General features: G+C 67.9%; 24 protein-coding genes and 1 tRNA gene. 16 read left to right on the top strand and 9 right to left on the bottom strand.

Features of this window, described 5'->3' with window-relative positions; genetic code table 11:
• Positions 1–5: 5 nt before the first annotated feature.
• Both ABD768_RS21165 and ABD768_RS21160 read right to left on the bottom strand, forming a co-directional pair.
• Entirely contained in the window at positions 6–494 is a 489-nt protein-coding gene (locus ABD768_RS21165) for an FHA domain-containing protein FhaB/FipA (RefSeq protein ID WP_343967792.1), read from the bottom strand.
• A gap of 10 nt (positions 495–504) precedes the next feature.
• Positions 505–1,329, bottom strand: coding sequence for an FHA domain-containing protein (locus ABD768_RS21160; RefSeq protein WP_343967790.1), 825 nt, complete (start codon positions 1,327–1,329; stop codon positions 505–507).
• Positions 1,330–1,563: 234 nt separating this feature from the next.
• Between ABD768_RS21160 and ABD768_RS21155 the strand changes: the two genes are divergently transcribed.
• Positions 1,564–1,647, top strand: a tRNA-Leu gene (locus tag ABD768_RS21155).
• A 97-nt stretch (positions 1,648–1,744) separates the two neighbouring features.
• Here the strand turns inward: ABD768_RS21155 and ABD768_RS21150 are convergent.
• Positions 1,745–2,239 (bottom strand): hypothetical protein, encoded by a 495-nt coding sequence (locus ABD768_RS21150; RefSeq protein WP_344843128.1) that lies wholly within the window; start codon positions 2,237–2,239, stop codon positions 1,745–1,747.
• Between the two features lie 97 nt (positions 2,240–2,336).
• On the opposite strand from ABD768_RS21150, the gene ABD768_RS21145 reads away from it, so the two are divergent.
• Positions 2,337–3,170 (top strand): carbon-nitrogen hydrolase family protein, encoded by an 834-nt coding sequence (locus tag ABD768_RS21145; RefSeq protein ID WP_343967784.1) that lies wholly within the window; start codon positions 2,337–2,339, stop codon positions 3,168–3,170.
• Here the strand turns inward: ABD768_RS21145 and ABD768_RS21140 are convergent.
• Together ABD768_RS21140 and ABD768_RS21135 are read right to left on the bottom strand one after the other, a co-directional pair.
• Positions 3,167–3,772, bottom strand: a complete 606-nt coding sequence (locus tag ABD768_RS21140) for a GNAT family N-acetyltransferase (RefSeq protein ID WP_344843125.1) — start codon at positions 3,770–3,772, stop codon at positions 3,167–3,169. The two genes, ABD768_RS21145 and ABD768_RS21140, sit on opposite strands and share 4 nt — an antisense overlap.
• Positions 3,773–3,857: 85 nt before the next feature.
• Positions 3,858–4,070 carry a hypothetical protein gene (locus ABD768_RS21135; RefSeq protein WP_343967781.1) on the bottom strand — a complete coding sequence of 71 codons (213 nt, stop codon included), beginning with the start codon at positions 4,068–4,070 and terminating at the stop codon, positions 3,858–3,860.
• Between the two features lie 133 nt (positions 4,071–4,203).
• Between ABD768_RS21135 and ABD768_RS21130 the strand changes: the two genes are divergently transcribed.
• Complete coding sequence (locus tag ABD768_RS21130; protein ID WP_343967779.1) at positions 4,204–5,181, top strand: helix-turn-helix domain-containing protein; 978 nt, start codon at positions 4,204–4,206, stop codon at positions 5,179–5,181.
• 43 nt (positions 5,182–5,224) lie between these two features.
• Here the strand turns inward: ABD768_RS21130 and ABD768_RS21125 are convergent, their stop codons facing one another.
• Positions 5,225–8,893, bottom strand: coding sequence for a S8 family peptidase (locus tag ABD768_RS21125; protein ID WP_344843122.1), 3,669 nt, complete (start codon positions 8,891–8,893; stop codon positions 5,225–5,227).
• A gap of 152 nt (positions 8,894–9,045) precedes the next feature.
• Positions 9,046–9,432 (bottom strand): PASTA domain-containing protein, encoded by a 387-nt coding sequence (locus tag ABD768_RS21120; RefSeq protein WP_343967775.1) that lies wholly within the window; start codon positions 9,430–9,432, stop codon positions 9,046–9,048.
• 103 nt (positions 9,433–9,535) lie between these two features.
• On the opposite strand from ABD768_RS21120, the gene ABD768_RS21115 reads away from it, so the two are divergent.
• From ABD768_RS21115 to ABD768_RS21080, 8 genes are all read left to right on the top strand, one after another.
• On the top strand, positions 9,536–10,327 hold the full coding sequence (locus ABD768_RS21115; RefSeq protein WP_344843118.1) for a PrsW family intramembrane metalloprotease: 792 nt from the start codon (positions 9,536–9,538) through the stop codon (positions 10,325–10,327).
• 37 nt (positions 10,328–10,364) lie between these two features.
• Positions 10,365–10,988, top strand: a complete 624-nt coding sequence (locus ABD768_RS21110; protein ID WP_344843116.1) for a helix-turn-helix transcriptional regulator — start codon at positions 10,365–10,367, stop codon at positions 10,986–10,988.
• Positions 10,972–12,102 (top strand): aminotransferase class I/II-fold pyridoxal phosphate-dependent enzyme, encoded by a 1,131-nt coding sequence (locus ABD768_RS21105; RefSeq protein WP_344843114.1) that lies wholly within the window; start codon positions 10,972–10,974, stop codon positions 12,100–12,102. Before ABD768_RS21110 ends, ABD768_RS21105 begins: the two co-directional genes overlap by 17 nt.
• Positions 12,099–13,154, top strand: a complete 1,056-nt coding sequence (locus ABD768_RS21100) for an ornithine cyclodeaminase family protein (RefSeq protein ID WP_344843111.1) — start codon at positions 12,099–12,101, stop codon at positions 13,152–13,154. The genes ABD768_RS21105 and ABD768_RS21100 overlap by 4 nt, the downstream gene beginning before the upstream one ends.
• Positions 13,155–13,251: 97 nt before the next feature.
• Positions 13,252–14,358 (top strand): glycoside hydrolase family 183 protein, encoded by a 1,107-nt coding sequence (locus ABD768_RS21095; protein ID WP_344843108.1) that lies wholly within the window; start codon positions 13,252–13,254, stop codon positions 14,356–14,358.
• Between the two features lie 272 nt (positions 14,359–14,630).
• Entirely contained in the window at positions 14,631–15,899 is a 1,269-nt protein-coding gene (locus ABD768_RS21090) for an extracellular solute-binding protein (protein ID WP_343967763.1), read from the top strand.
• 10 nt (positions 15,900–15,909) lie between these two features.
• On the top strand, positions 15,910–16,872 hold the full coding sequence (locus ABD768_RS21085) for a carbohydrate ABC transporter permease (protein WP_425552079.1): 963 nt from the start codon (positions 15,910–15,912) through the stop codon (positions 16,870–16,872).
• Positions 16,869–17,702, top strand: coding sequence for a carbohydrate ABC transporter permease (locus tag ABD768_RS21080; protein ID WP_344843105.1), 834 nt, complete (start codon positions 16,869–16,871; stop codon positions 17,700–17,702). Before ABD768_RS21085 ends, ABD768_RS21080 begins: the two co-directional genes overlap by 4 nt.
• Here ABD768_RS21080 and ABD768_RS21075 read toward each other — a convergent pair.
• Complete coding sequence (locus ABD768_RS21075; RefSeq protein WP_343967757.1) at positions 17,699–18,409, bottom strand: GntR family transcriptional regulator; 711 nt, start codon at positions 18,407–18,409, stop codon at positions 17,699–17,701. The two genes, ABD768_RS21080 and ABD768_RS21075, sit on opposite strands and share 4 nt — an antisense overlap.
• 128 nt (positions 18,410–18,537) lie before the next feature.
• Here ABD768_RS21075 and ABD768_RS21070 point away from each other — a divergent pair, with 128 nt between their 5' ends.
• From ABD768_RS21070 to ABD768_RS21050, 5 genes are all read left to right on the top strand, one after another.
• Complete coding sequence (locus ABD768_RS21070; RefSeq protein ID WP_344843101.1) at positions 18,538–19,476, top strand: glycoside hydrolase family 16 protein; 939 nt, start codon at positions 18,538–18,540, stop codon at positions 19,474–19,476.
• Between the two features lie 341 nt (positions 19,477–19,817).
• Positions 19,818–20,315, top strand: coding sequence for an RNA polymerase sigma factor (locus ABD768_RS21065; RefSeq protein WP_344843098.1), 498 nt, complete (start codon positions 19,818–19,820; stop codon positions 20,313–20,315).
• Complete coding sequence (locus tag ABD768_RS21060) at positions 20,312–21,028, top strand: hypothetical protein (protein ID WP_344843096.1); 717 nt, start codon at positions 20,312–20,314, stop codon at positions 21,026–21,028. The genes ABD768_RS21065 and ABD768_RS21060 overlap by 4 nt, the downstream gene beginning before the upstream one ends.
• Positions 21,029–21,151: 123 nt before the next feature.
• A complete protein-coding gene (locus ABD768_RS21055) occupies positions 21,152–22,291 on the top strand; it encodes an endonuclease (protein WP_344843093.1) in 1,140 nt (379 codons plus the stop codon).
• Positions 22,292–22,316: 25 nt separating this feature from the next.
• Complete coding sequence (locus ABD768_RS21050) at positions 22,317–22,739, top strand: VOC family protein (RefSeq protein WP_344843090.1); 423 nt, start codon at positions 22,317–22,319, stop codon at positions 22,737–22,739.
• 277 nt (positions 22,740–23,016) lie between these two features.
• Here ABD768_RS21050 and ABD768_RS21045 read toward each other — a convergent pair whose 3' ends face one another.
• Positions 23,017–23,274: a type II toxin-antitoxin system Phd/YefM family antitoxin gene (locus tag ABD768_RS21045; protein ID WP_344843088.1), complete on the bottom strand. Its 258-nt coding sequence runs from the start codon at positions 23,272–23,274 to the stop codon at positions 23,017–23,019.
• Positions 23,275–23,503: the final 229 nt, after the last annotated feature.

The raw sequence follows: 23,503 nt of genomic DNA, 5'->3' as shown, positions 1-23,503 counted from the left end.
GCGACCTACTTCGCGATGTTCAGCGTCGTGCGACCGATCCGGATGGAACCGCCGATCTCAGCCGGAACCGGACGGGTCACCCGCTGGCCGTCCAGGTACGTGCCGTTGGTGGAGCCGAGATCCTCCACCCACCATTCGCCCTCGGACAGGAACAACCGGGAGTGCCGGGTGGACGAGTAGTCGTCGTCGAGCCGGATCTGGCAGTCCGAGCCGCGGCCGATCACGACCGGGTCCTCGACCAGGGTCGCGCCGACCCCGGCCTGCGGGCCGTCGGCGATGGTGACCGAACCGGGCAGGCCCTTGCGCTTCTTCACCGGCTTGGCCGGCTTCGGGGTCCGGCCGTTCGGCTGCGGCGACGACGCGGGCGCGATCGCCCGGGCGTCGACCTTGGCGCCGAACAGGTCGGAGCGGATCACGGACAGCACCGCGAGGACGAACATCCACAACAGGGCCAGGAACCCCAGTTTGATCAGGGTCAGCGTCAGTTCCGACATGGAAGTTCCGTCACCACCCGCTGCTAGGCGGCTGGGCGATCGGCTCGTCCGCTAGGCGCAGCGTCATGGTGGTGTTCCCGATCCTCACGGTCGATCCGTCGGTCAGTTCGGCCTCGGCGGCCCGGCGTCCGTTGACCAGGGTGCCGTTGGTCGACCCGAGGTCGACCAGGACCACCCTGACACCTCCGGGGCCTTCCGGCATAAGCCGGATCTCCGCATGCCGCCGGGAGACGCCCGGATCGTTGATCTGGATGTCCGCGTCGGTCCCCCGGCCGAGCACGACGCCCGGCGGGTTGATCGGCCGGCGACGGCCGTTCACCTCGAGCATCACCTGCGGGTGGCCGCGGCGCACCGGCGGCGGGCCGGGCGGCGGCTGCACGGGCGCGCTCTGCAGCACGGTCGCGTTCGGATCCGGGGCCGGCTGGTACGACGGCTGCGGCGGGGGCTGCGGCGACCGTTGCTGGTTGCCGTGGGTGGCGCTGACGACGCGGAACTTCCCGGTCGGCAGGTCGTCTTCCTGGGTCAACTCGATCTCGATCGGTCCGGAGAAGGTGTAGCGCTGGATGTCCGCGTGGTCGCGGAGTTCGTTGGCGAGCTCGTGGTTGAGCGTGCGGCCGTAGGCGTTCAGCCGCTCGAAGTCGCCCGGTCCGAGCTCGATGGTGAAGTGGTTCGGCACCAGCCGGCGGTCCCTGGACAGGATCCGCGCGGTGTTGTCGATCTCACGCTTGAGGGCCGCGGCCAGCTCGATCGGCTCCACGTCTCCCTTGAACGCGCGCGCGAAGACACCACTCACGATGCCCTCGAGGCGTCGCTCGAAGCGCTGCAGCGGTCGCACGCGTCCTCCTCCACGGTCGGTCGTCGGGTGGACCCAACGATCGTGCTTGCCGTACGGCACCTTCAAGAGGCTCGCCGTACCCCGTGCCCACCGGTGCGTGGGTGGACACACTGGTACGACGATCGATCGTATCGGCAGGTTCGACCGAACCCGCAATGTCAGAGTCTGCCTGAGGCCGTGCTAGTGTTTTCTCTCGGTCGCAGATGGCAGTTTTATCAGCCCGAAGTGACCAGCGCGCGAGTGGCGGAATAGGCAGACGCGCACGGTTCAGGTCCGTGTGCCCGAAAGGGTGTGGGGGTTCAACTCCCCCCTCGCGCACAGCAACTCCCGGTCAGATCACTGATCGGGAGTTTTTGTTTCCCCAGGACGTTCCGGCCGTTGCTTTCCTGCGGCATGCATCACACTCGGCGTTCGGTCAGCGGTTCCACAGGCCGTACGTTCTCAGCACGGTGAGGACCTGGGTTTCGAGGTAGCGGGCGTCGGGGGCGTCCGGGGTGACTGACCAGGCGACCTCGAGGTCGAGGCGGAGGACGGCTTCGCGGGCCCAGTCCTGGGCGGTCTTCGGGCCGTGCCGGCGGAGGTCGTCGAGTTGCTGCTCCAGCCAGGCGGGGTCGGCCAGGGCGCGGTCGAGGGCTTCCTCGCCGAAGCCGCTGATCGCTCCACGGCCGTTGCGATAGACGGTGAGGCGGCCGTAGAGGCCTTGGGGGCGGCCACTCGCTGCTCTTTCGCCGGCCATTCCGACGTACCGGATGATCGCGGTCAGTGGTTCGCGGAGGAGGTAGACGCCGGGCTCGCGGGGTGCGGAGGGGATCGCCTGCTCGAAGGGCATCCAGTCGGACCATTCGGCCAGGTCGCGGACTTCGGCGTACCGGTCTCTCAGTACGTGGTCGTGGACGTCGGACCAGCTCATGGCCCGAGCATGCCTGCCGCCGCCGACATTCCGGACAGCTTCGTGACGGTCGCCGCGTCCGGGCGGGATTGTCGGTCCGGGATGGGACCGTGGGGCGATGACGGGGATTCGTATTGCTGTTGCCGAGCCGATGATCACCAAGGATCCAGCGGAGAACGGCGCCAAGGTCCGGGAGCTCATGAAGGTCGCCGCCGGGCACAAGGCGCGGCTGATCCAGTTTCCGGAAGGTCAGTTGTCGGGGTTTCCGAACGAGCAGTTCCAGGACTGGTCCGAGGTCGACTGGCCGCTGGTCCGCGACGAGCTGGACAAGATCCAGAAGCTCGCCGCCCGGCTGAAGCTCTGGGTCGTGCTCGGTTCCGCCCATCCGCTGACCCCGCCGAACCGGCCGCACAACAGCCTGTACGTGATTTCCGACCAGGGCCGGATCGTGGACCGCTACGACAAGCGCTACTGCTCGAACACCGAACTGACCCGCTACTTCAGCCCCGGCTTCGAGCCGATCGTCTTCGACGTCGACGGCTACCGGTTCGGCTGCGCGCTCTGCGTCGAGGTCAACTTCCCCGCCCTCTTCAGCCACTACGAACGCCTCGGCGTGGAGTGCCTGCTCCTCTCGGCGTACCCAGCCGACGCGATCTTCGAGGTCAAGGCCCGCGCCCACGCCGCGATCAACAACTACTGGATCGCGATGTCCCTCCCCGCCCAGACCGCCGACCTGATGCCGTCGGGCCTGATTGCCCCCGACGGCACCTACGTAGCCACCGTCACCCCACCCGCCGAACTCACCATCGCCACCATCGACCGCGACGACCCCACCTACGAGATCCCCTTGACCAAACTCCGCCCCTGGCGAGCCCTGGCCCGCAAGGGCGACATCTACTCAGCCCGCCGGGTAGTCGGAGACCCCCGCTCCACCAACCACACCATCAGCTAGCTCGTACTACGGCCCAGGTACGTGACCGCGTCGACGTCGGGGACGGGGATGTGGTGGAAGTCGAGGCGGTCGTAGAAGGCTCGCGCTGGGGTGTTGGTGGTGAGCATCGTCAAGTGGACGGCTGGGATGTTTGCGGCGGCCAGGGCTTTGAGGAGGGTGGCCATCAGAGCTCGGCCGTGGCCGGCGCCTTGGTAGGCGGGAAGTAGGTCTATGTGGAGATGGGCGGGGTAGGCGGCTACCTCGGGGATGACCAGGCGTTCGGGGTTGTGGAGGAGGCTGATCATTTGCTCGGTGGGGGTGGTGGGCGGCTCGGTGAGGGGTGGGTAGCGGTCGGCTACTCGAGGGAGCCATTCGGTGCGGAGGCGGCTGGCGAAGGTGGGGGTGTCGGGGGCGGCCAGGACGTAGCCGACGGGGTGGTCGGCGTCGGTGAGGACGAAGGCGTAGTCCGGTTCCAGGTCGGCGTACGGGAAGGCGAAGAGGGTCGGCATCAGGTCGAGGTCCGGGTAGAGGGATCGGGAGTCGCCGCCGTTGTCGGCGGTGCGGACGCAGATGTCGGCGACGGCGTCCCGATCGCTCGGGCGGTACGGCCGGATCTCAGGCATGGACCCCTCCAACAGGCTTGAGAGCGCACTTGAGAGCGCTCCCACACGGTAGTCGACCGGGGCCTGGGGGCCTAGAGGGCGGCCGTCAGCGGAGCTTCAGGCGGGCGAGTAGACGGTGTGCCGGGGCCCGGTGGCGGCCTGCGAGCGGCCGGGCGGGGGCCGGGTTTCCGGAATGTCGTGGCGCGCCGCGGTGAGGCGTGGTGGTGTTGGTGCCCAGGAATGTGCCGAGCAGGGTCCAGCCGGCGAGTACCGCGGCAGCAACCAGGCCGGCGAGGCCGGCGTAGTCCGTCCAGTTCATGGTGATCTCTCTCGATGGCGGCTCGGGCGGGAGGTCCGCGATTGCGTCTTTCACCGGTAGTGACGCCATGACCTGGATTTCGTGACGGCAGTTCGGTGCCACGATTAGGTGGAGTTTCGAGGAGGTGGGCACGATGCACGACGGATCGTTGCTGGACGCCGAGGAGGAGCAGGCGTACCGGCTGCTGGTCGGCCTGTCCGTGGCGCGGTCGGCGGAGCTCGCCGAGGTGGCCAAGCTGCCGCAGCACGAGGCGGCCGAGGTGCTGCAGCGACTGCAGGCGAAGGGTCTGGTCGCGGCCCAGCCGGGTGAGGATCCCGTCTTCCGGCCGCTAGCTCCCGACGTGGCGCTCGGTACAACGTTGTTACGGCGGCAGGAGTCGCTGGAGTCGGCCCGGAAGACGGTGGCGTCGCTGAGCGAGGAGTTCCGCGCCAGCGCCAGCCGCCGGGACGCGCACCACCTGGTCGAGGTGATCGTCGGCGCGAACGTACTACGGGACCGCCTCCGCGATCTGCAGCAGTCTGCCCGCACGGAGATCCTCTGGTTCTGCCGTGCCAACCCACTGGCGATGCAGGGCGCGGAGAACACGGAAGAGTACGGCGCGCTCAGCCGGGGCGTCCGCTACCGGGCGATCTACGAGCGAGCGCTGCTGGAGACGCCGGGAGAGCTGGACAGCATCGCCGAGGGCGTGAGCTGGGGTGAGGAGGCCCGGGCGCTGCCGACACTCCCCGTACGGCTGGCGATCGTGGACCGAGCTACTGCGGTCTGCCCGCTGGTGCGGGACGAGGAGGCGGGCATTGGCGAGCCCACGGCCGCAGTGATCGGCAGGGGTCAGCTACTGGATGCTCTGCTCGCTCTGTTCGAGAGCCACTGGGAGGCGGCGACTCCGGTGCGGCTGCAGTCCGGCGAGGCGCAGGATCCGGAGGGCCTGGACGACAACGAGCGGTTCCTGCTGTCGCTGCTCGTTGCGGGAGTACCGGACAAGTCCATCGCGTCCCAGCTCGGCATCAGCCGCCGGACAGTGCAGCGCCGCCTCGACCGTCTGATGTCTCTGGCCGGCGTAGATACCCGCACTGGCCTTGCCTTCCAGGCAGCCCGCCGCAACTGGCTTTAGGACTGTAGCCGGGGCCCCGCCCTGAGACCCCGGCTACAGCGATCTACTTGAGCCCGTAGGCCCTGATGACGGTCTGGGTCACCTTGTTGCCGGCGCTGTCACCAGCAACGACCTTCAGCGACACAGTCCCCTTGCCTGCCGGTACTACGGCCACGTAGCGACCCAGTGCTCCGACTGTGACGACCCGTCGCCACGTCTTGCCCTCATCGAAGGACACCGACGCCTGCAGCGATGTCGACCGCGCCGCAGCCGCACCCGCCTGCTGCTTGACGCTGAACCCGATCACGTGCGGCCGACCGGCCACCCGTCCAGTCAGATCGACCGGTACGTCGTATCCGACCTGCAGCAACGACAGCGGCACAGCCTTGTCCGCAGGAGCCTGCTTGGACCGGAAGTCCCAGACGGTGTTGGTGCTGGTTCCCCAGTTCCACTCCCCCTCCGTGTCCTTCCGCTCGGTCGACAGCTCCAGCTTGTACGCCGCGTCGCCGCCGCTCGTGATCACGTCCTCCCACGCATCCGGCAGCTCAGCCACCACAGCACCGTCACGGGTCAGTACCGCCGAAGCAGAGGTGGTCTCCCCGACGGTGTAGTGCCCGTCGGCGTCCACGAAGGACGGCACCCGCAGCGACAACCGGTCACCCGTCCGGGTGGAGACGACGCCAGGAGCAGCAGCCGGCCGTACCACCGGGCCGAACCAGGTCTCGCTGGACGTACCCGGCTTGTAGCTACGCGGCAGCGACGCCATCCCGCCCTGCAGCGGGTTCATGTCGTCCCAGGTGAAGAGGTGGTGCACCCGGTGCTGCCAGAGCGAGTCACCGGTGGTCACCCACTCCTCCCGGACCTTCGGCGTCTCGACGAAGCGCTGGGAGTCGTTCCAGGAGTACTCCTGCCACGGGCGCCAGCCGAACCGCTGCTCCTTGGCCCAGTTGAAGCCACCGTTGTCGGCGTACGAGGTGGTCACCCGGGCGCTGTTGGCCGCGGTCACCTTGTAGTCGATCTTGGCGGGGATCGAGCCGTTCGACACCTGCTGCACGTCGTACAGGTAAGGGCTCGAGGTGGTCAGCGTCAGGTCGACCGTCGCGTGGCCCTTGCGGATCCGGTCGAACAGCTTCTGGCCGTCGTTGCTACCGGTCACGAGCGCCACGATCGGCTCCCGGTCGCCGGTCGGCTTCCAGACCGTCCACGCCGACCAATCCGCAGGCCGGACCAGGATGATGCCCGCGGCACCGGCCTTGGCGGCCGCCTCGATCTGGGCCTTTTCGTCACCGTCTTCGGCCGTCTTGATCACGGCGATCGCGCCCTTGACGCCGCGCAGATCAGCGCCCGGCGCGACCAGCGCGAACTTCTTCTTGCCCTCGAACGACGGCGACTGGTGCAACAGGTTGATGTCGAGCGGTCCGCTGATGCCCGGGATCGACGTCTGCACCAGCGGCGCGACCAGCTGCCAGCGCGACGAGAACTCGAAGCTGCCACCGGCGACCGGCTTGGTCGGCGTCACCAGCACCTGCTTGACCGTGCTGAAGTGCATTACGCCGTGGCTGATGCTGCGGCCGTTCGGGTAGACGCGGTGCACGTAGTAGCTGAGGATCGCCTGCTGCTCGGACGGCTTGGGCGTCGAGATCGTGATCGGCACTGCCTTGCGGGCGTCGATGACGATCTCGGTGTCCTTGGTGATCGAGATGTTCGGGTCGGTGAAGAGGCTGACCTTCTCGTCCTGCACGCTGTAGTCCTCGACCAGCGAGTGCAGCAGGTAGGTGCCCTCCTCGACCTCGGCCGTGTACTCCTCGCCGTCGCCGATCCACGCGAGCACGTCGGACCGCGAGTTGTCCCCGAACAGGCTGATCACCGGTACGCCGGTGGGCTTGCCGTCGAGTCCAACGGCGCGCAGCTTCACCTTGTGCTGCGGCCCGGCCTTGAGCGTGCCGACCGCCGTGTGGGTGACGACGCCGTTCGGGCCGGTGGCAACGACCCAGCCGCTGTAGAGGCCGCGACCGAGCTTCGCCGAATCGAGAGCCAGCGGTACGTCGACGCTGCCGCCGGCCGGCACGGTGACGGTGCTCGGCACCGAGAACGCCTGGGTCTCAGGCGTCTTCGAGTCGAGGTTGTCCACATCCACCGCCAGCGACAAGGTCACCGGAGCGGCCGTGTCGTTGCGGTAGGTGATCGTCTTGCTCGACCCCGCGCTGACCAGCCCGAAGTCGGCCGTCGCGGTCGCGTAGACCTTCTGCGCGACGGCGCGGGCCACGTCCACCCGGCCGGAGCCCTGGGCGTAGACGCTCAGGTCCTGGTTCGTCTTGGCCGTGCTGACCAGCGCGTTCTTGAGCTGGTCCGCCTTCCAGTCCGGGTGCGCCTGGGCGAGCAGCGCGGCCGAGCCGGCGACGTGCGGGGTCGCCATCGACGTACCGGAGGCTGCTGTGTAGAGGTCGTCGATCGGCTGGCCCATGATCGTTCCGGCCGCGCGGGCGGCGACGATGTCGACGCCGGGGGCGGTGATCTCGGGCTTCAGGCCGTTGTCGCCGAGTCGCGGTCCGCGGCTGGAGAAGTCGGCCAGCTGGTCGTTGCGGTCGACGGCGCCGACGGTGAGCGCGGACTGCGCAGTACCGGGGGTGCCGATGGACTGGTCGGCGCCGTCGTTGCCGGCGGCCACCACGAACAGGGTCCCGCTCGAGGCGGTGATCCGGTCGACTGCCTGGCTGAGCGGGTCGGAGCCGTCGGTGGGGCCGCCACCGAGGCTCATGTTGACGACCTTGGCGCCGGACGCCGCGGCCCACTCCATGCCGGCGATGATCGACGAGTCGTAGCCGTAGCCGTCGTCGCCGAGCACCTTGCCGATCAGCAGGTCGGCCTTCGGCGCTACGCCCTTGCGAGTGCCGCCTGCGCCCATGCCGGTACCGGCGATCGTCGCGGCGACGTGGGTGCCGTGGCCGAAGTGGTCCGCCGGGCCGGTGGGGCTGCCGGAGAAGTCCTCGGCCTCCTTGACCTTGCCCTGCAGGTCGGGGTGGTTCGCGTCGATACCGGTGTCCAGTACGGCGACCTTGACGCCGCTGCCCTCGAAGCCGGCTTGCCACGCGGCGGGTGCGCCGATCTGCGGCACGCTCTTGTCGAGGCTCGCGCGGACCCTGCCGTCGAGCCAGATCTTCGAGATGCCGCGGCTGAGCGCGCGGGCGTTCCCGGTCGGGTCGAGCGACTTCCAGAGCGCGGGCAGCTCGTCCTTGTCGGCGCGGACGGCTGCGGCGCCGATCGAGTCGAGGGTGCGGGTGGTCGTCGTACCGGTGAGCGACTGGGCACGGGCGGCGGACGGGTCGGCGTACCGGACGATCAGCGGCAGTGTGGTCGCTGCGGAGTCGCCGAAGCCGTCGGTGACCAGCTCGTCGACGTCGAACAGGTTGGCGTCGAGCACGCCGGTCGAGATGTAGGGGACGGCGTCGCTCGGTAGTACTCGCAGGCCGCCGTCGACCTCGATGGTGTGGAAGGCGATTCGCTCGCGTCCCGGTGCGGGGCGAACGGTGGCGGCCTTCTTGCCGCCGCCTGCGTCGGTGAGCTCGACGACATCACCGGTGATCAGGGTGATGACCTTCGCACCCGGTACGCCGGTGGCGCGCGGCGTACTCGGAGTAGTTGGAGGCGGCGCGGCACCGGCGGGGATGACCGCGGCGACGCTGAGCGCCAGGACTGCCGCCAGGGTGACGGCGGGCTTGCGTGGGGAGGACATGGGCAGATCTCCTCTTCGAGAGGCGTAGGGGGCAGGGCACCTCTTTCGAGCGAGTCTGCAACGGGAACCCGGGCCTGCGCCCTGTCCATGGCTGCCGTAGCTGCGACATGGCGCAACCGCGCCACCTCGGCGAATTCCAGGCGAACGGCGGGCTACTCGCCGATCTTCTTCGACCGGAGCACGATCTTGCTGTCGACCGAGGCGGTCGTGCCGCCCTCCGGCGACTGGCTGACGACGACCCAGTTGCGGTCGTTGATCAGCAGCCGTCCCTTGCCGCTGGCGTCCTCTTCGGTCAGGTAGTAGAAGCCAGCCGCCTGCATCGTGTCCTGGGCCAGCTGATGGTTGAGCCCGACCACAGCCGGTACCACCGCAGCGCGCGCCGTCTGCGGCGGAGTCGGCGGCCGCGTGGGCGTCCGGGATGCCGTCGGCTGCGCTGGTTGACTGGCGGTGACCGTGACGGTCGCCGCCGGGCGAGGCTCTTGAGAGACACCACAGGCCGCGGTCAGCAACAGCAGCGGTGCGCACCAGGCGAATCTCATCGGCGTCCCCTCTCAGTTCGAGGTTACTGCCCGCAACGGACAGTTAACGGGACACGCGTCGCGACAAGGTGCAGCCGTCGCCCGACGGGTGCAGGATCTGGCTATGACGGCACAGCAGCTGGTGCGCAGGTGGGCCTGGGTTGGCACGTTCGTGATCGGCAGCGGGCTCTACCTGCTCGTCCTCGCGGTGCTGACGGACACCGGCAACCCGAACCTCTTTCCCACGATGATCCTGCTCGGGGCGCTCGTCGTACCGCTCACGTTCGTCATGTTCGCGGCCGGCCGCTCCGGTCGCTGGCTGATCGACGGGCCGACCCTGGGCGGCTCGCTGCTCTTCGGTGGTGTCGTCGGCGTGGTGGTCGCGGGTCTGCTCGAGTACGACGCGATGCGCAAGCTCGGCGCGCTCCCGATGCTGGGCGTCGGCCTGATCGAGGAGGCGGCCAAGCTGGTCGTGCCGGCCATCCTGGTGCTGTTCTTCGGGCATCGGTATCGCCACTCGATCGGTGGAGGCATCGTGATCGGGGTCGCGGTCGGTACCGGGTTCGCCGTGCTGGAGACGATGGGCTACGCCTTCGTCGCGCTGCTCCAGTCGGGCGGCAATGTGGGTGCTGCCGAGCAGTCCCTCTTCATCCGCGGTCTGCTGTCGCCCGCCGGTCACGCCTCCTGGACCGGGATCACCTGCTGGGGTCTGTGGCGCTTCGCCGTCGCGCCGAGCGGCAAGCGATTCCTCGGCTTCCTCGGCATGTACGCCGTGGCCGTCGCGCTGCACACCACCTGGGACGGCATCGGCGGCCGGGTCACCTACGCGATCGTCGGCGTGATCAGCATCGGCCTCCTGCTCGTCGGCCTCCGCCGGGCCCAGCGCGACGACTCCCGCGTTCCCGCGCTGACCTGATTGGACAGTTTGTCCATGCTGGACGTACTGTCCAGGCATGGCTCATCACCTCGCCCCGATCTGCGACGCGATCACGCGTCTGCTGTCGCCGCATGCCGAGGTCGTGCTGCATGACCCGGTGACGGACGAGGTGATCGGGATCTGGAACTCGTTCTCCGAGCGCTCGGTCGGGGATCCGTCGCTGCTCGGTGAGCTGGACGAGCAGACCACCACCGGCCCGGACGTCTACGGGCCGTATCCGAAGTCGCTGGCCGATGGGCGGCGGCTGTCCAGCGTCAGCGCCGTACTACGGGACGCCGCAGGCGACCCCGAGGCCGTGCTGTGCATCAACGTCGACCGGACCGCCTTCGAGGAGGCGAGCCGGATGCTGGCCGCCTTCGCGTCGCCGGTCGTCGGGCAGCCGCGGGCGCTGTTCGAGCACGACTGGTCCGAGGCGCTGAACGAGATCATCGCCGACCACCTCCGGCGTCGCGGCACCACCGTCGACCGGCTGACCCGGGACGACCGGCTGGAGTTGCTCGCGAAGCTCGACAAGACGGGCGTGCTCAGCCAGCGCCGCGGCGTACCCGCCGTTGCCCGTGCGTTGCGGATCTCGCGGTCCGCCCTCTATCAGCTGCTCGGTCAAGTGCGTAAGGAGCCGATCGATGCCGACCCTTCCTGACTTCAAGCTGGAGACGTACTTCTCGCGGTGGGAGTTCAGCGCTCGCTATCACCTGACTGCGTCGGACGCGCAGACGATGGCGGTGTCTTCGTTGCTCGAGCTTGCTGACGAGGACGGCCGGCGGCGGTGGGAGACGTTGGCGCTGGGGTATACCGAGACGCGTGGGTTGCCGGCCTTGCGGGAGGAGATCGCGGGGACGTACGACGTCGTCGTACCGGAGGATGTGCTGTGTTTCGCCGGGGCTGAGGAAGCCATCTATCTGGCGATGCATGCGTTGCTGGAGCCCGGTGACCACGCGGTGGTGCTGACGCCGAACTACCAAGCTGCCGAGACGATCCCGCTGTCCTTGGGTGAGGTCACCGGAGTCGCATTAGTTGCTGAGAGCAACTGGTCGCTCGATGTCGACGCGATCGAGGCTGCGCTCCGGCCGAACACCAAGCTGGTGTCGGTGAACTTCCCGAACAACCCGACCGGCGCGGTGCCGGAGCTCGATGCCTGGCTGCGGTTGGTGCGGTTGTGTGACGAGCGCGGGATCACGCTGTTCAGCGACGAGGTGTATCGCGGTCTCGAGCTCGACCGGCCGTCGTTGCCGCAGGCTGCGGACCTGTCGGAGACCGCGCTGTCGTTGAACGTGATGTCGAAGGCGTACGGCCTGCCCGGCCTGCGGATCGGCTGGATCGCCTGCCGGGATCGCGCTCTGCTGGACAAGCTCGAGCGGGCCAAGCACTACACCTCGATCTGCAACTCCGCGCCGAGTGAGATCCTCGCGCTGATCGGGCTCCGCGCCCGCGATCGATTGCTCGAACGCAACCGCGGCATCGTCGCGGCCAACCTTCCTTTGTTCGAGGAGTTCTTCAGCAACTACCCCGACCTCTTCGAGTTCGCCCGGCCGCAAGGTGGTTGCGTCTGCTATCCGCGCTACCTCGGGGCGGACGGCGTCGAGGCGATGTGCACCGACCTGGTCGAGCAAGCCGGCGTCCTGCTCCTGCCGTCGAGCATCTACCGCTCAGAGCTGACCGAGACGCCGACCGACCGCTTCCGGATCGGCGTCGGCCGACTCGCCCCCGAGGAAGCCCTCGCCGAATGGTCAACCTGGCTGGACAAACGCCGATGAACGCTCTGCCCGTTCTCGGACTGGCTGAGATCAGTGCGATCGCGACACCCGAGGTGATCTTCGGTGCTGTCAAGGAAGCATTGATCGCCCATGCCGAAGGTCGGACGCAAGTGCCTCCACCGATGGTGCTGGAGTTCCCGGACCACGCCGGCGACTGCCACGTGAAGGCAGGTCACGTCGCCGGATCACCGCACTTCGCGGTGAAGATCGCCAACACCTTCGCCTCGGTCAACAACGGTCTGATCCTCGCCATCGACGCGACCACCGGCGCACCAGCCGCGGTGCTCGCCGACGAAGGCAAGCTCACCGCCTGGCGCACAGCCGCCGCCGGCGCCCTGATCACCCATGCCCTCACTCCACCCCACATCGACGAGGTCGCCGTCCTGGGCACCGGCGAACAGGCCTTCCTCCAGGTCACCTGGCTCCGCAAACTCCGCCCGATCAACCGCGTTCACGTCTGGGGCCGCCGCCCCGAGGCGGCCGACCGCCTCTGCCAAGCCTTCGAAGACGAAGGCCTCACCGCCCACCCCGACGCGCTGGAAGCCGGCGCCGCCTGCGTCATCACCACCACAGCCGCCAGATCCCCGCTACCTCTAGAGGCCTTCCGCAACGCCGTCCACGTCACCGGTATGGGCACCGACATGCCCGGCAAACACGAACTCCCCACCGAGCTCTTCGCAGACGCCCTGATAGCCACCGACGACCACGCCCAATGCCTCCACCACGGCGACTTCGGCAACGCCGTCCGAGCCGGCGTGATCGCCTCCGACGCGGACCTCCCGGTGGGCGCGTTCCTCGACACCGCCGCCGGCGTGCTCCCCGGCCCGGTCCAGAGCGACGGCCCGCGCCCCGGCCAGAGCGACGGCCCGCGCCCCGGCCAGAGCGACGGCCCCCGCCCCGGCCAGAGCGTCGGCCCCCGCCCCGGCTTCAGAGGCGACACGCCCAACCCCCACCCCCGCTCGATTGCCGACCTCACCGGCGTCGGCGCGACCGACGCGGCGGTGGCTTCCGCGGTGGTTTCGAGCGGGCTGGGAAATCGATTTCGACCGTAGTCGAATAGGTCTGGCCGGGAGGCCGAAGGTCTGCGAGGTTCGTAGGCGACCAGTGACACGTCGTCACCGCCCCTCATGACCACTGGAAGGCCAGACCATGAAACGACGGACATTTCTCGGCAGCATCGCCGCGACCGGAGTCGGCGCCGCCATCGCCCCAGGGCTGATCGCACCCGCCACCGCACAAGCCGCCACCTGGAAGAAGCGCGTGACCGGTGCCGACCTCGACACCAACAGCCGCTGGCAGGTGGCCGGCACCGACCTCGGCATCCCGTACGTGCTTGAGAACGGCTCGATCGGCTACCTCTTCGGCGACACCTTCAACACCCCCTGGCCTGAGCAGCCCAACAACGACTGGCGCTCCCCGGTCATGCTGCGTTCAGCCATCCACCCAGGCGCGGCCGGCGGCATCGTCTTCGACAGCGCCGCCAAGGTGGCCGGCAACGGCCGCGCGCCCGAGATCATGCACAACGGTCACAACGGGATCGGCATCGACGGCCTCTGGGAGGTCACGGTGATCCCGAACGACGGCATCAGCTTCCCCGAGACCGGCCGCCAGCTCGTCTCGTACATGAGCATCGAGAACTGGAACTCGGCCGGCCCGAACGGCCCGCAGTGGAAGTCCCGGTACGCCGGACTCGCCTACACCGACAACGGCAACGACTTCGTCCGTACCAACCTGAAGTGGTTCAACAGCGGCGACAACCTCGACCCGTTCCAGATGTGGACCATGCAGCGCGACGGCGACTGGGTCTACGTGTTCTCGGTCCGCTCCGGTCGCCAGGACGGCCCGATGATGCTGCGCCGCGTCCCCTGGGAGCGGATGTTCTCCCCCGAGGCCTACGAAGGCTGGGGCTGGAACGGCAGCAACTGGGGCTGGGGCCGGCCGTGCTCGCCGATCCTCAACGGCCGCTTCGGCGAACCGTCGGTCCGCCGGCTCGAGGACGGCACCTGGGCGATGGCCTACCTCAACTGTGCCACCGGCAACATCGTCACCCGGACCGCGGCGGGCCCGGACCAGGTCTGGACCGGCGAGAAGGTCCAGGTCACCTTCGCCCAGGAGCCGGCCCTGTACGGCGGATTCATCCATCCGTGGTCGACCAAGGCGGCCAACGGCCTGCACCTGATGGTCTCGAAATGGACCCGCGATCCGGCCGGACACAGCACCGCCTACCACGTCAGCCAGTACGCCGGAAGCCTCTGACAGCAGTTAGCTCCAACTAAACTGGTCCGGTAAACGCTTTACCACCCGCGAAATTGGTCTGTTGCGTATTTTGCAACGTGTAATGCGGTAAGCGCTCGGAAACGGCGGGTTTCGGCAAGGTTGCCGCGAGAGTGCGCTCTCACGACTTAGTAACGGATACTACTGAACTATTGACTGGTCAGCAGCCACTAGGCAATTCTCTACGCCACTGAACGACAGGTTCATACCAGTCAGCCGGAGGCCGATCCGGCTACTTCGCCAGAGGTGATCCGATGAAGTTCCGTTCCCTTGCCGTCGCCGCAGTCGCGGCTCTATCCCTGACCGCGCTCGCCGCGTGTGGAAGCTCGGACGACAAGCAAGACACCGCCGCCGACTCCGGCCCGAAGACCATCGACGTCTGGCTGATGAAGGGCAGCGTCTCCGACGACTTCCTGAAGCGGTTCGAGGCCGGCTTCGCCGCCGACCACCCGGACATCAAGGCCAACGTCCAGATCCAGGAATGGAACGGCATCGGCCCGAAGATCATCGGCGCGCTGGCCAGCAAGGACGCGCCGGACGTGATCGAGGTCGGCAACACCCAGGTCGCGCAGTACTCGGCCAGCGGTGGCGTCAAGGACCTGACCGACAAGAAGGCCGACCTCAAGGGCGACGACTGGATCGAGGGCCTGGCCGGACCGGGCCTGTACGAGGGCAAGCAGTTCGGCATTCCGTACTACGCCGCCAACCGCGTGGTCCTCTACCGCAAGGACCTCTTCCAGGCGGCCGGTATCACCACCCCGCCGAAGACCCGCGAGGAGTGGCTGGCCGACACCGCGAAGGTCAACACCGGCGGCAACCAGGGCATCTACCTGCCCGGCCAGAACTTCTACGTCCTGTCCGGCTTCATCTGGGACGAGGGCGGCGACCTCGCGGTCAAGGAAGGCGACCAGTGGAAGGGCGCGCTGGAGACCCCCGAGGCACTCAAGGGGATGGACTTCTACAAGCAGATCCAGGCGCTCGGCAAGGGCCCGAAGGACTCTGACGAGGCCAAGCCGACCCAGACCGACGTGTTCGCGCAGGGCAAGGTCGCGCAGATGATCGCCGTTCCGGGTGCCGCCGAGCTGATCGCCCAGGCGAACCCGGCGCTGAAGGACAAGATCGGCTTCTTCCCGATCCCGGGCAAGACCGCCGACAAGCCGGGCGCCGTCTTCACCGGTGGCTCCGACCTGATCATCCCGGAGGCCGCGGCCGAGCAGGATGCCGCCTACACCTTCATCAAGGAACTGGCCGGCGAGAAGTGGCAGACCGACCTGGCCAAGACGATGAAGTACGTGCCGAACCGGACCAGCCTCGCGTCGGCGGTCGGCTCGGACGAGGGCGTGGCGGCGATGGCGGCCGGCGCGGCCAACGGCAAGGCCACCCCGAACTCCCCGAACTGGGCCGCGGTCGAGGCGAAGAACCCGATCAAGGAGTACCAGACCAAGGTGCTGACCGGCGGTGACCCGGCCGCCGCGGCCAAGGCCGCCGACGAGATCATCACCCAGGCCCTGAACGCCAAGTAGAACTATGGCTGTGGCTGAGAAGACCACCACAGCAGCCCCCGCCCCCGAGCCCGGTACGCCGGTCTCGGTCCGGCGGGGGCGACCCCTGTGGGAACGCCTCCTCCCGTACCTGCTGGTCGCGCCGACGGTCGTCGGTACGGCGTACCTGCTGGTCTACCCGCTGGTCCGCAACCTGCTGATCTCGTTCCAGAAGTTCGGCATCGCGCAGCTGATCCGTGGCGGCGCCGAGTTCGTCGGGTTCGACAACTACTCGAAGATCCTGAACGACGACAAGTTCTGGGGCGTCGTCGGCCGGACCTTCGTGTTCACCGCGGTCAACGTCGGCCTGATCATGGTGCTGGCCACCTTGGTGGCGCTGCTGATCGGTGCCCTGGGCAAGTGGATGCGGTTCGCCGTGATGGGCGGCCTCGTAGTCGCCTGGGCGATCCCGGTGATCGCGGCGACGACCGTGTTCCAGTGGCTGTTCCAGTCCCAGCTCGGCGTCGTGAACTGGGTGCTGGTCGCGCTCGGGTTCGAGCAGTTCGACGGCAAGGCCTGGTTCGCGGACGGCAACTCGACGTTCGCGATCGTGGTGCTGCTGATCGTCTGGCAGTCGGTGCCGTTCGCGGCGCTGACCCTGTACGCCGCGATGACGTCGGTACCGAAGGAACTGCACGAGGCGGCCCAGATCGACGGGGCCGGCGCGGTCAAGACCTTCTGGCTGATCACCTTCCCGATCCTGCGGCCGATGTTCGGGCTGATCCTGTGCCTGGAGGTGATCTGGGTGTTCAAGTGCTTCGTCCAGATCTGGGCGATCAGCCAGGGCGGTCCGGGCGACGCGCTGCTGACGCTGCCCGTCTACGCGTACCAGATCGCCACCGTGCTGAACCGGTACGACCTGGGCGCGGCGATCTCGATGGTCACGGTGCTGATCCTGGCCGTCGTGCTGCTGGCCTACTTCCGGCAGATGTTCAAGGAGGAGGGCGAACTGTGAGAACCAGCCTCAGCCGCAAGCTCACCCTGAACGTGATCGCTCTCGGCGTCCTGCTGTTCTCGATCTTCCCGGTCTACTGGATGGTGCTGACCGCCTTCAAGCCGACCAAGGAGATCCAGGCCGAGACGCCGTCGTTCTTCCCGACCCACGTCACCTTCGCGCACTTCAGCACGGCCGTGCACGCGGACGGCTTCTGGACCTTCTGGCGCAACAGCGGGTTGGTCGCGATCAGCGCCGTCCTGCTGTCGCTGGTGGTCGCCTGCGGCGCGGCGTACGCCGTCGGCCGGATGAAGTGGAAGGGGCGGCAGGGGTTCATCCTGATGGTGTTCATCGCCCAGATGACCCCCTGGGAGGCACTGCTGATCCCGATGTACGTGATCGCCCGCGACACGGACATGCTGGACAAGCTGCCGATCCTGACGCTGATCTACTTCATGATGACGCTGCCGTTCACGATCGTGACGTTGCGCGGATTCCTGAAGGGCATCCCGGTCGAGCTGGAGGAGGCCGCCCGGGTGGACGGCTGCAACCAGTTCGAGGCGTTCCGGCGGGTCGTCTTCCCGTTGCTCGCGCCGGGTCTGCTGTCGACGTCGTTGTTCGGCTTCATCACGGCGTGGAACGAGTTCGCCTTCGCCAACCTGCTGATCATCAAGAACCAGGACCAGCGCACGCTGCCGGTCTGGCTCTCGTCGTTCAGCAACACGTTCGGTACCGACTGGGGCGCGACGATGGCCGCCGCGACCCTGTTCATGCTGCCCGTGCTGCTGATCTTCCTGGTCCTGCAGGGCCGCGTCACCACCGGCGTGGCCGCGGGCGCCGTGAAGGGCTAATCCACTTCAGGGAACGACAGCCGCGTCGTGATCCGGTACCGGTCTCCTCGATAGATGGAGCGGGTGTACTCGATCACGGCGCGGTCCGCGTTCCGGGTGACGCGCTCGAAGAGCAGTGCCGGCGCGTGCAGCGGTACTCCGAGCAGCGCGGCCTCCTGCGCATCCGTGACGGTCGGCTCCGCCGTCTGGACGGCGCTCCTCGCGGCGACCTGGTACCGCGTCCGCAGCAGCCCGTACAGCGACCCGATCTCGAAGTCGCGGCCGGTGATACCGGGGACGAAGGCGACCGGGATCCGGATCCGCTCGATGCACATCGGCGCCTCGTCGACGATCCGCAGCCGGACCACCGAGACGAGCTGGTCACCCGGTGAGATCTCCATCCGCTGACCGATCCGGGCGCCGGCCGGTTCGAGGTCGAAGCTGATCAGCTTGCTCTGCCACGGCGTCCCCTCGGCCGGCGGCACCTGGAAGTCGCCCTCGGCGGTCGGCTCGAGCGCCTGGTGGATCTTGCGCGAGCTGATGAACGTGCCGCGCCCGTGCTCGCGGACGACCAGCCCGTCGCGGGCCAGATCGTCGAGTGCCGCCCGGAGCGTCGGGCGGGAGACGCCGAGCGACTCGCTCAGACTCCGCTCGGACGGCAGCGGCTCACCGGGGTTGCGGAGCTGGATGAGCCGCAGCAGCTCATCCCTCGCCTCGGTCTTTCTCATGCTCCGGAGCTTACCAGTGGTAAAGCTGTGAGAGCGGATTCACTCCGTGATTCAGGGTTGACTTTACCAATTGGATAGACCACCGTACGAAGGGTTCTCTCCGCCCCGAGATGAAGGTGTGTGAATCCATGACTCGATCTCGCAAGCTCCGCGTGACCGCGACAGCCGTCGTACTGGCCGCTCTTGCCGCGGCCGGCGCCAGTACCACCGCCAGTGCACGCACCGGCCCCGAGCAGTACCGCAAGCCGGCGTGTGGCGCGTTCTTCGACGACTTCAACTACAGCTCCCGGACCGATCCGAACTTCACCGGCCACGACTGGAGTGTCCGGACCGGCGGAGGTGGCCCGGGCATCGAGGGCACCTGGACCGCGAGCAACGTGACCTTCCCGGTTGTTGACGGGCAGAAGTCCCTGCAGCTCCGCGCCGCGACCAACGGCACGGTCAGCGGCACCACCCAGTCGCAGGTGCAGCAGAACCAGGAGCGGTTCTTCGAGGGCACCTACGCGACCCGGTTCAAGTTCAGCGACACCCCGGTCAGCGGCGCCGACGGCGATCACGTCAACCAGACCTTCTACACGATCTCGCCGCTCGACTACGACTGGGAGCCGACGTACAGCGAGCTCGACATCTCGGAGTACCTGCCGAACGGCGGCTGGGGCGAGGCCGGCCCGGTCGACTTCATCACCAGCTGGAACACGTACCAGGTCGACCCGTTCGACGGCTGGCGGATCAGCGCCGCGCGCCGGTTCAGCCACGCCGGCTGGCACACGCTGGTCGCCACGGTCGGCGGCGGCCACGTGAAGTACTACATCGACGGCAGCCTCGCCGCGGACCACACCACGGACGGCAACGGTCACTCGGTCTACCCGCGGCGGCCGATGACGCTGAACTACAACGAGTGGTTCATCGACCTGGACGGGCACAGCGGCAGTACCAGCGCCTACGTGCAGTCGGCTGACTGGGTTTACTACGCCAAGAACGAAGTACTGTCGCCGTCGACGGCCACCGCGCGGGTCAACTCCTACCGCTCGGCCGGGACGACGCATGCGGACACGATCAGCTGCTGAAACAGTGACCCGTCAGTAGCGTGAGACAGCCTCCACGACCCATGGACTTTCCGTTCGGACCTGAGTACGGTCCGTAGCGGCGTCCGCACCACGCCCCCGTCGGAGAAGGACCTCACGGTCCTCCTCCCAACCGACGGTGAGGTGCCGCCCGCCAGTGGTGCCTCACTGGTGGATGGGCAAGCAGCCCGTGGCAGCAGCTACGAGCTGATGGGGGCCCGTACACCTAGGTGGGGCGGTGAGCGCGAGCGCTCCCGCCCCACCGACTCAATTCTTCTCGGGTTCACCCCCAACGCGGCATCGCCCCTGTTCGTCTTGATGATTGACAGGGAAGGGTGGTGCGCATGGCTGACTGGGAATCCGCGTTCGGCGAGTTGCTGCAGGCTCGTGGTGGCGCGTTGCGTTCCTACGCCTATCTGCTGACCGGCGATACCGCGTCCGCGGGCGATCTGGTCCAGGACGCGTTGCTGCGGGTCTTCAGCCGGCTCAGGGTCGGCAATGACGTGGCGCAACTCGAGGGGTACGTCCGGCGGGCGATCCTCAACCAGTACGTCGACGGCCGCCGGCGGGCCAAGCTGTGGCGGCAAGCCCAGCACCTGCTGGTGAATCCGCCGGTGCACGAGGATGCCGACGTCGGAATCGCCGACGAGGTACGCCGGGCGCTGTCGACGCTCTCGCCAAAGCAGCGGGCCTGCGTCGTCCTGCGCTACTACGAGGACCTGACCGTGCTCGACATCGCGGACCAGCTCGGCTGCTCCGAGGGCACCGTCAAGCGCCACCTGTCCGACGCCCGGACGAAGCTGGCCAGCCAGCTCGGCACGACCGAGGAGAGCATGAGATGACCTCCCGAGACTTGAAAGACCTACTCCAGACCCTGGCCTCGGACGGCACCGACCGGGTGCCCGTTGACGAGCAGACCCTGATCCCCCGCATCCGCTCCCGCCGCCGCCGTCGCACCGGGATAGCAGCAGCCGTCGCCGCGTCGACCGCGGTAGTAGTCGCAGCGGGCGCGTACGCAGTACTGCCTGGTGCTGATCAGGAGCAGCCGCCTGCCGCAGCTCCTCCGGTGCCGACGGTGACCCTCAAGCCTCATCAAGAGAACGGGTTCGTCTGCGGAAGCCGTCTCACTGCTCCGATCGCCGGCGATCCGACGTTGGGTCTGGCGGTCACCCAGCAGACCGTCACACCGGACGCCAACGGGGTCATGGCCTCGATCAACGTCGAGTTGATCAACTCGGCCGCCGCGCCGGTGAACCTGTCGGGTAGCCCGGCCGGAGCGAGTCTCGTCGTCGTCAAGGACGGGATCGTGGTGGCTACCCCGCTCGCCGAGCGGGCCATCGCCAAGCGGTGGAAGTTCGGTCCGAACGAAACCGTGACCGTGAAGACGTTCCTGAGCATCCGTCAGTGCACGACAGACGGGCAGCAGGGGACTGTCCCGCTCGAGCCCGGGTCCTATCAGCTCTATGCGACGAAGAGTTTCAAGGAGATCAGCGAGCTCCCCAAGCTCCCCGACATAGTGATCGCCGGCGGGCCGTGGACGATTGAGCTGAAGTAGCCGACATCCGGGGTTTGCCGGATTGTCGGACAAGTTTTGCCGGGGTTTGACGTTCGAACAGGGGCGGTCGGGGGCAGACTGATCTGCGATGCAGTGGTTCCCAACCGCCCCTGGGAGATTGCCGTGACTGCCCAACGTCTTCTTCGTCCTGCCGTGGTGATCGGCGCGCTGCTGGCGCTGGTCGGCTTCGGTGTCACCCCGTCGACCGCCGCGACGACGGCCACCCTCACCGTGAGTGCTGCGATCGGGCAGCAGAACGGGTCGGTCGGCACCGTCGTCGGCTATGTGGTCGGGCAGCCGACTGCCGCCAATACGGTGATCCGGAGCGGCTACACCGCCGACACCGCGCTCGCGCTGGCCGATTCGGCTTCGACGACCTCGACCGGGTCGATGCTCTACGTGCAGATCCCGAGCGGTTTCAGGGCGCAGTACGGGCTGAAGACCAACCCGGGATTGCTCGGCGCGCAGATCACCGTCACCGGGACGCTGACGCCGTACTTCACACCGCATGCGGGGTTGAAGGATCCGACGGCGTTCAGCGGTGGTGGCGGTTCGGACCCTGGTGATCCGGGTGACCCTGGCGACTACTACGCGGCTGCCTCCGGCAAGACCGGCGCTGCGTTGAAGTCGGCGCTGCATACGATCATCTCGAGTCAGACCAAGCTCACGTACGACCAGGTCTGGAACGCTTTGAAGGACACCGACCAGGATCCCGCCAACTCCAACAACGTGATCCTGCTGTACTCCGGTCGCTCGCAGGCCAAGAGCACCAACGGCGGTGGGGTCAACGACTGGAACCGTGAACACGTCTGGGCCAAGTCGCACGGTGACTTCGGTACGGCGACCGGTCCGGGGACGGATGTGCACCACCTGCGTCCCGAGGACGTGTCGGTGAACTCGGCACGAGGCAACCTCGACTTCGACAACGGCGGCTCGGCGGTCACCGAGTGCCCCGGGTGTACGGCCGACAGCGACTCGTTCGCGCCGCGGGCCGCAGTACGGGGTGATGTCGCGCGGATGATCTTCTACATGGCGGTCCGCTACGAAGGTGACGACGGCTGGCCGAACCTGGAGCCGAACAACTCGGTGAACAACGGCACCGCGCCGTACATCGGCAAGCTCACCGTGCTGAAGGCCTGGAGCGCCGCCGACCCGCCGGACGCGTTCGAGAAGCGCCGCAACCAGGTCATCTACGACACCTGGCAGCACAACCGCAACCCGTTCATCGACCACCCCGAATGGGTCAGCTCGATCTGGCCGTAGGCCGGCTCGTCGTAGGTTGGTCGGTATGAGCCCCTCAGTACCGCGCTTCCACCTGGCCATGCCGGTCGACGATCTAGCAGCCGCCGCGGAGTTCTACGGCTCCGTGGTCGGCTGCGAACGCGGCCGCAGCTCCGACACCTGGATCGACTGGAACCTCCGCGGCCACCAGTTCGTCACGCACCTGGCCCCGACGCGGGCCGAGGCGATCCACAACCCCGTAGACGGCCACGACGTCCCCGTCCCCCACTTCGGCCTGATCCTCGAGATCCCGGACTTCCACGCGTTGGCCGACCGCTTCCGCGCCGCCAACACCTCCTTCGTCATCGAGCCGTACCTCCGCTTCGAAGGCAAACCCGGCGAACAATGGACCATGTTCCTCCACGACCCCGCCGGCAACGCCCTGGAGTTCAAGGCTTTCGCCAACGACGAAGACGTCTTCGCCACCTAACCCGACGCCGAGCAAACCCCACGCCGGCGCCTCCGTTCGCCTCTACGTCGCTCCCACGGCGCTGAGCTCCCGCCCACCCTGGCGCGCGGGCTGCTCCGCACGCCCGCTTGGCGAGTGCGAGCCGTCGTCGACACAGCTGTTGTTGCGGCGCGGGTGCCGTGTGCCCGACTGGCGGCCGGGCGGACCGGCCTGCGTCCAAGTACCGAACACCTACTGTGCCCTCGAGTGCAACCGCCCTACAACGGCGGTTGCACCCAACTGGTTGCGGACCGTTGGCTCATCGTCTCTGCTCGTCGACGAGGTTGCTCAGCGGGCTGTCCGTGGCCGTTTGTGTCGGGGCGGTCTGCTTGTGGCGGCTCGGTGGCTTCACCTTGCCCTCGGCAACCAAGTCGTCGAGGCTGCTCGCCAGCCGGAGCGGCACAAGCCGAGCGACCGGCTTGCCGTGGCGGGTGATGGTGAAGCTGCGCCCTTGGCTCACGTCCTCGAGGTAGCGCCCAAGCCCGTTACGTAGTTGCTGGTGGCCGACCGTATCCATCGGATCTCCTTTTCGCTGGTGACTCGAGCCTAAGAAGGCCAGCGCGTGCGGGCGAGGGCAGATCGCAGGGCAGTGTCGGGCAGTGAGATGGCCGGGCCCGGGGCTGGTGAGCGGCTGCTGGCTGTGTCGTCGCCAGAGCCAGCCGTGGGTTTGCGGGCGCATCGAGTCGGGGCAGCGGTTCGCGGCGAAGCGGGACCTGCCCGGGCACCCCGCAGCGGGCCGATGACAG

Origin of the sequence: Kribbella ginsengisoli, assembly GCF_039537185.1 — a bacterium.
GTDB classification, from domain to species: Bacteria; Actinomycetota; Actinomycetes; order Propionibacteriales; family Kribbellaceae; genus Kribbella; species Kribbella koreensis.
The sequence above is the reverse complement of the archived record's forward strand: the minus strand, read 5'-3'. Positions and strand labels throughout refer to the sequence as shown.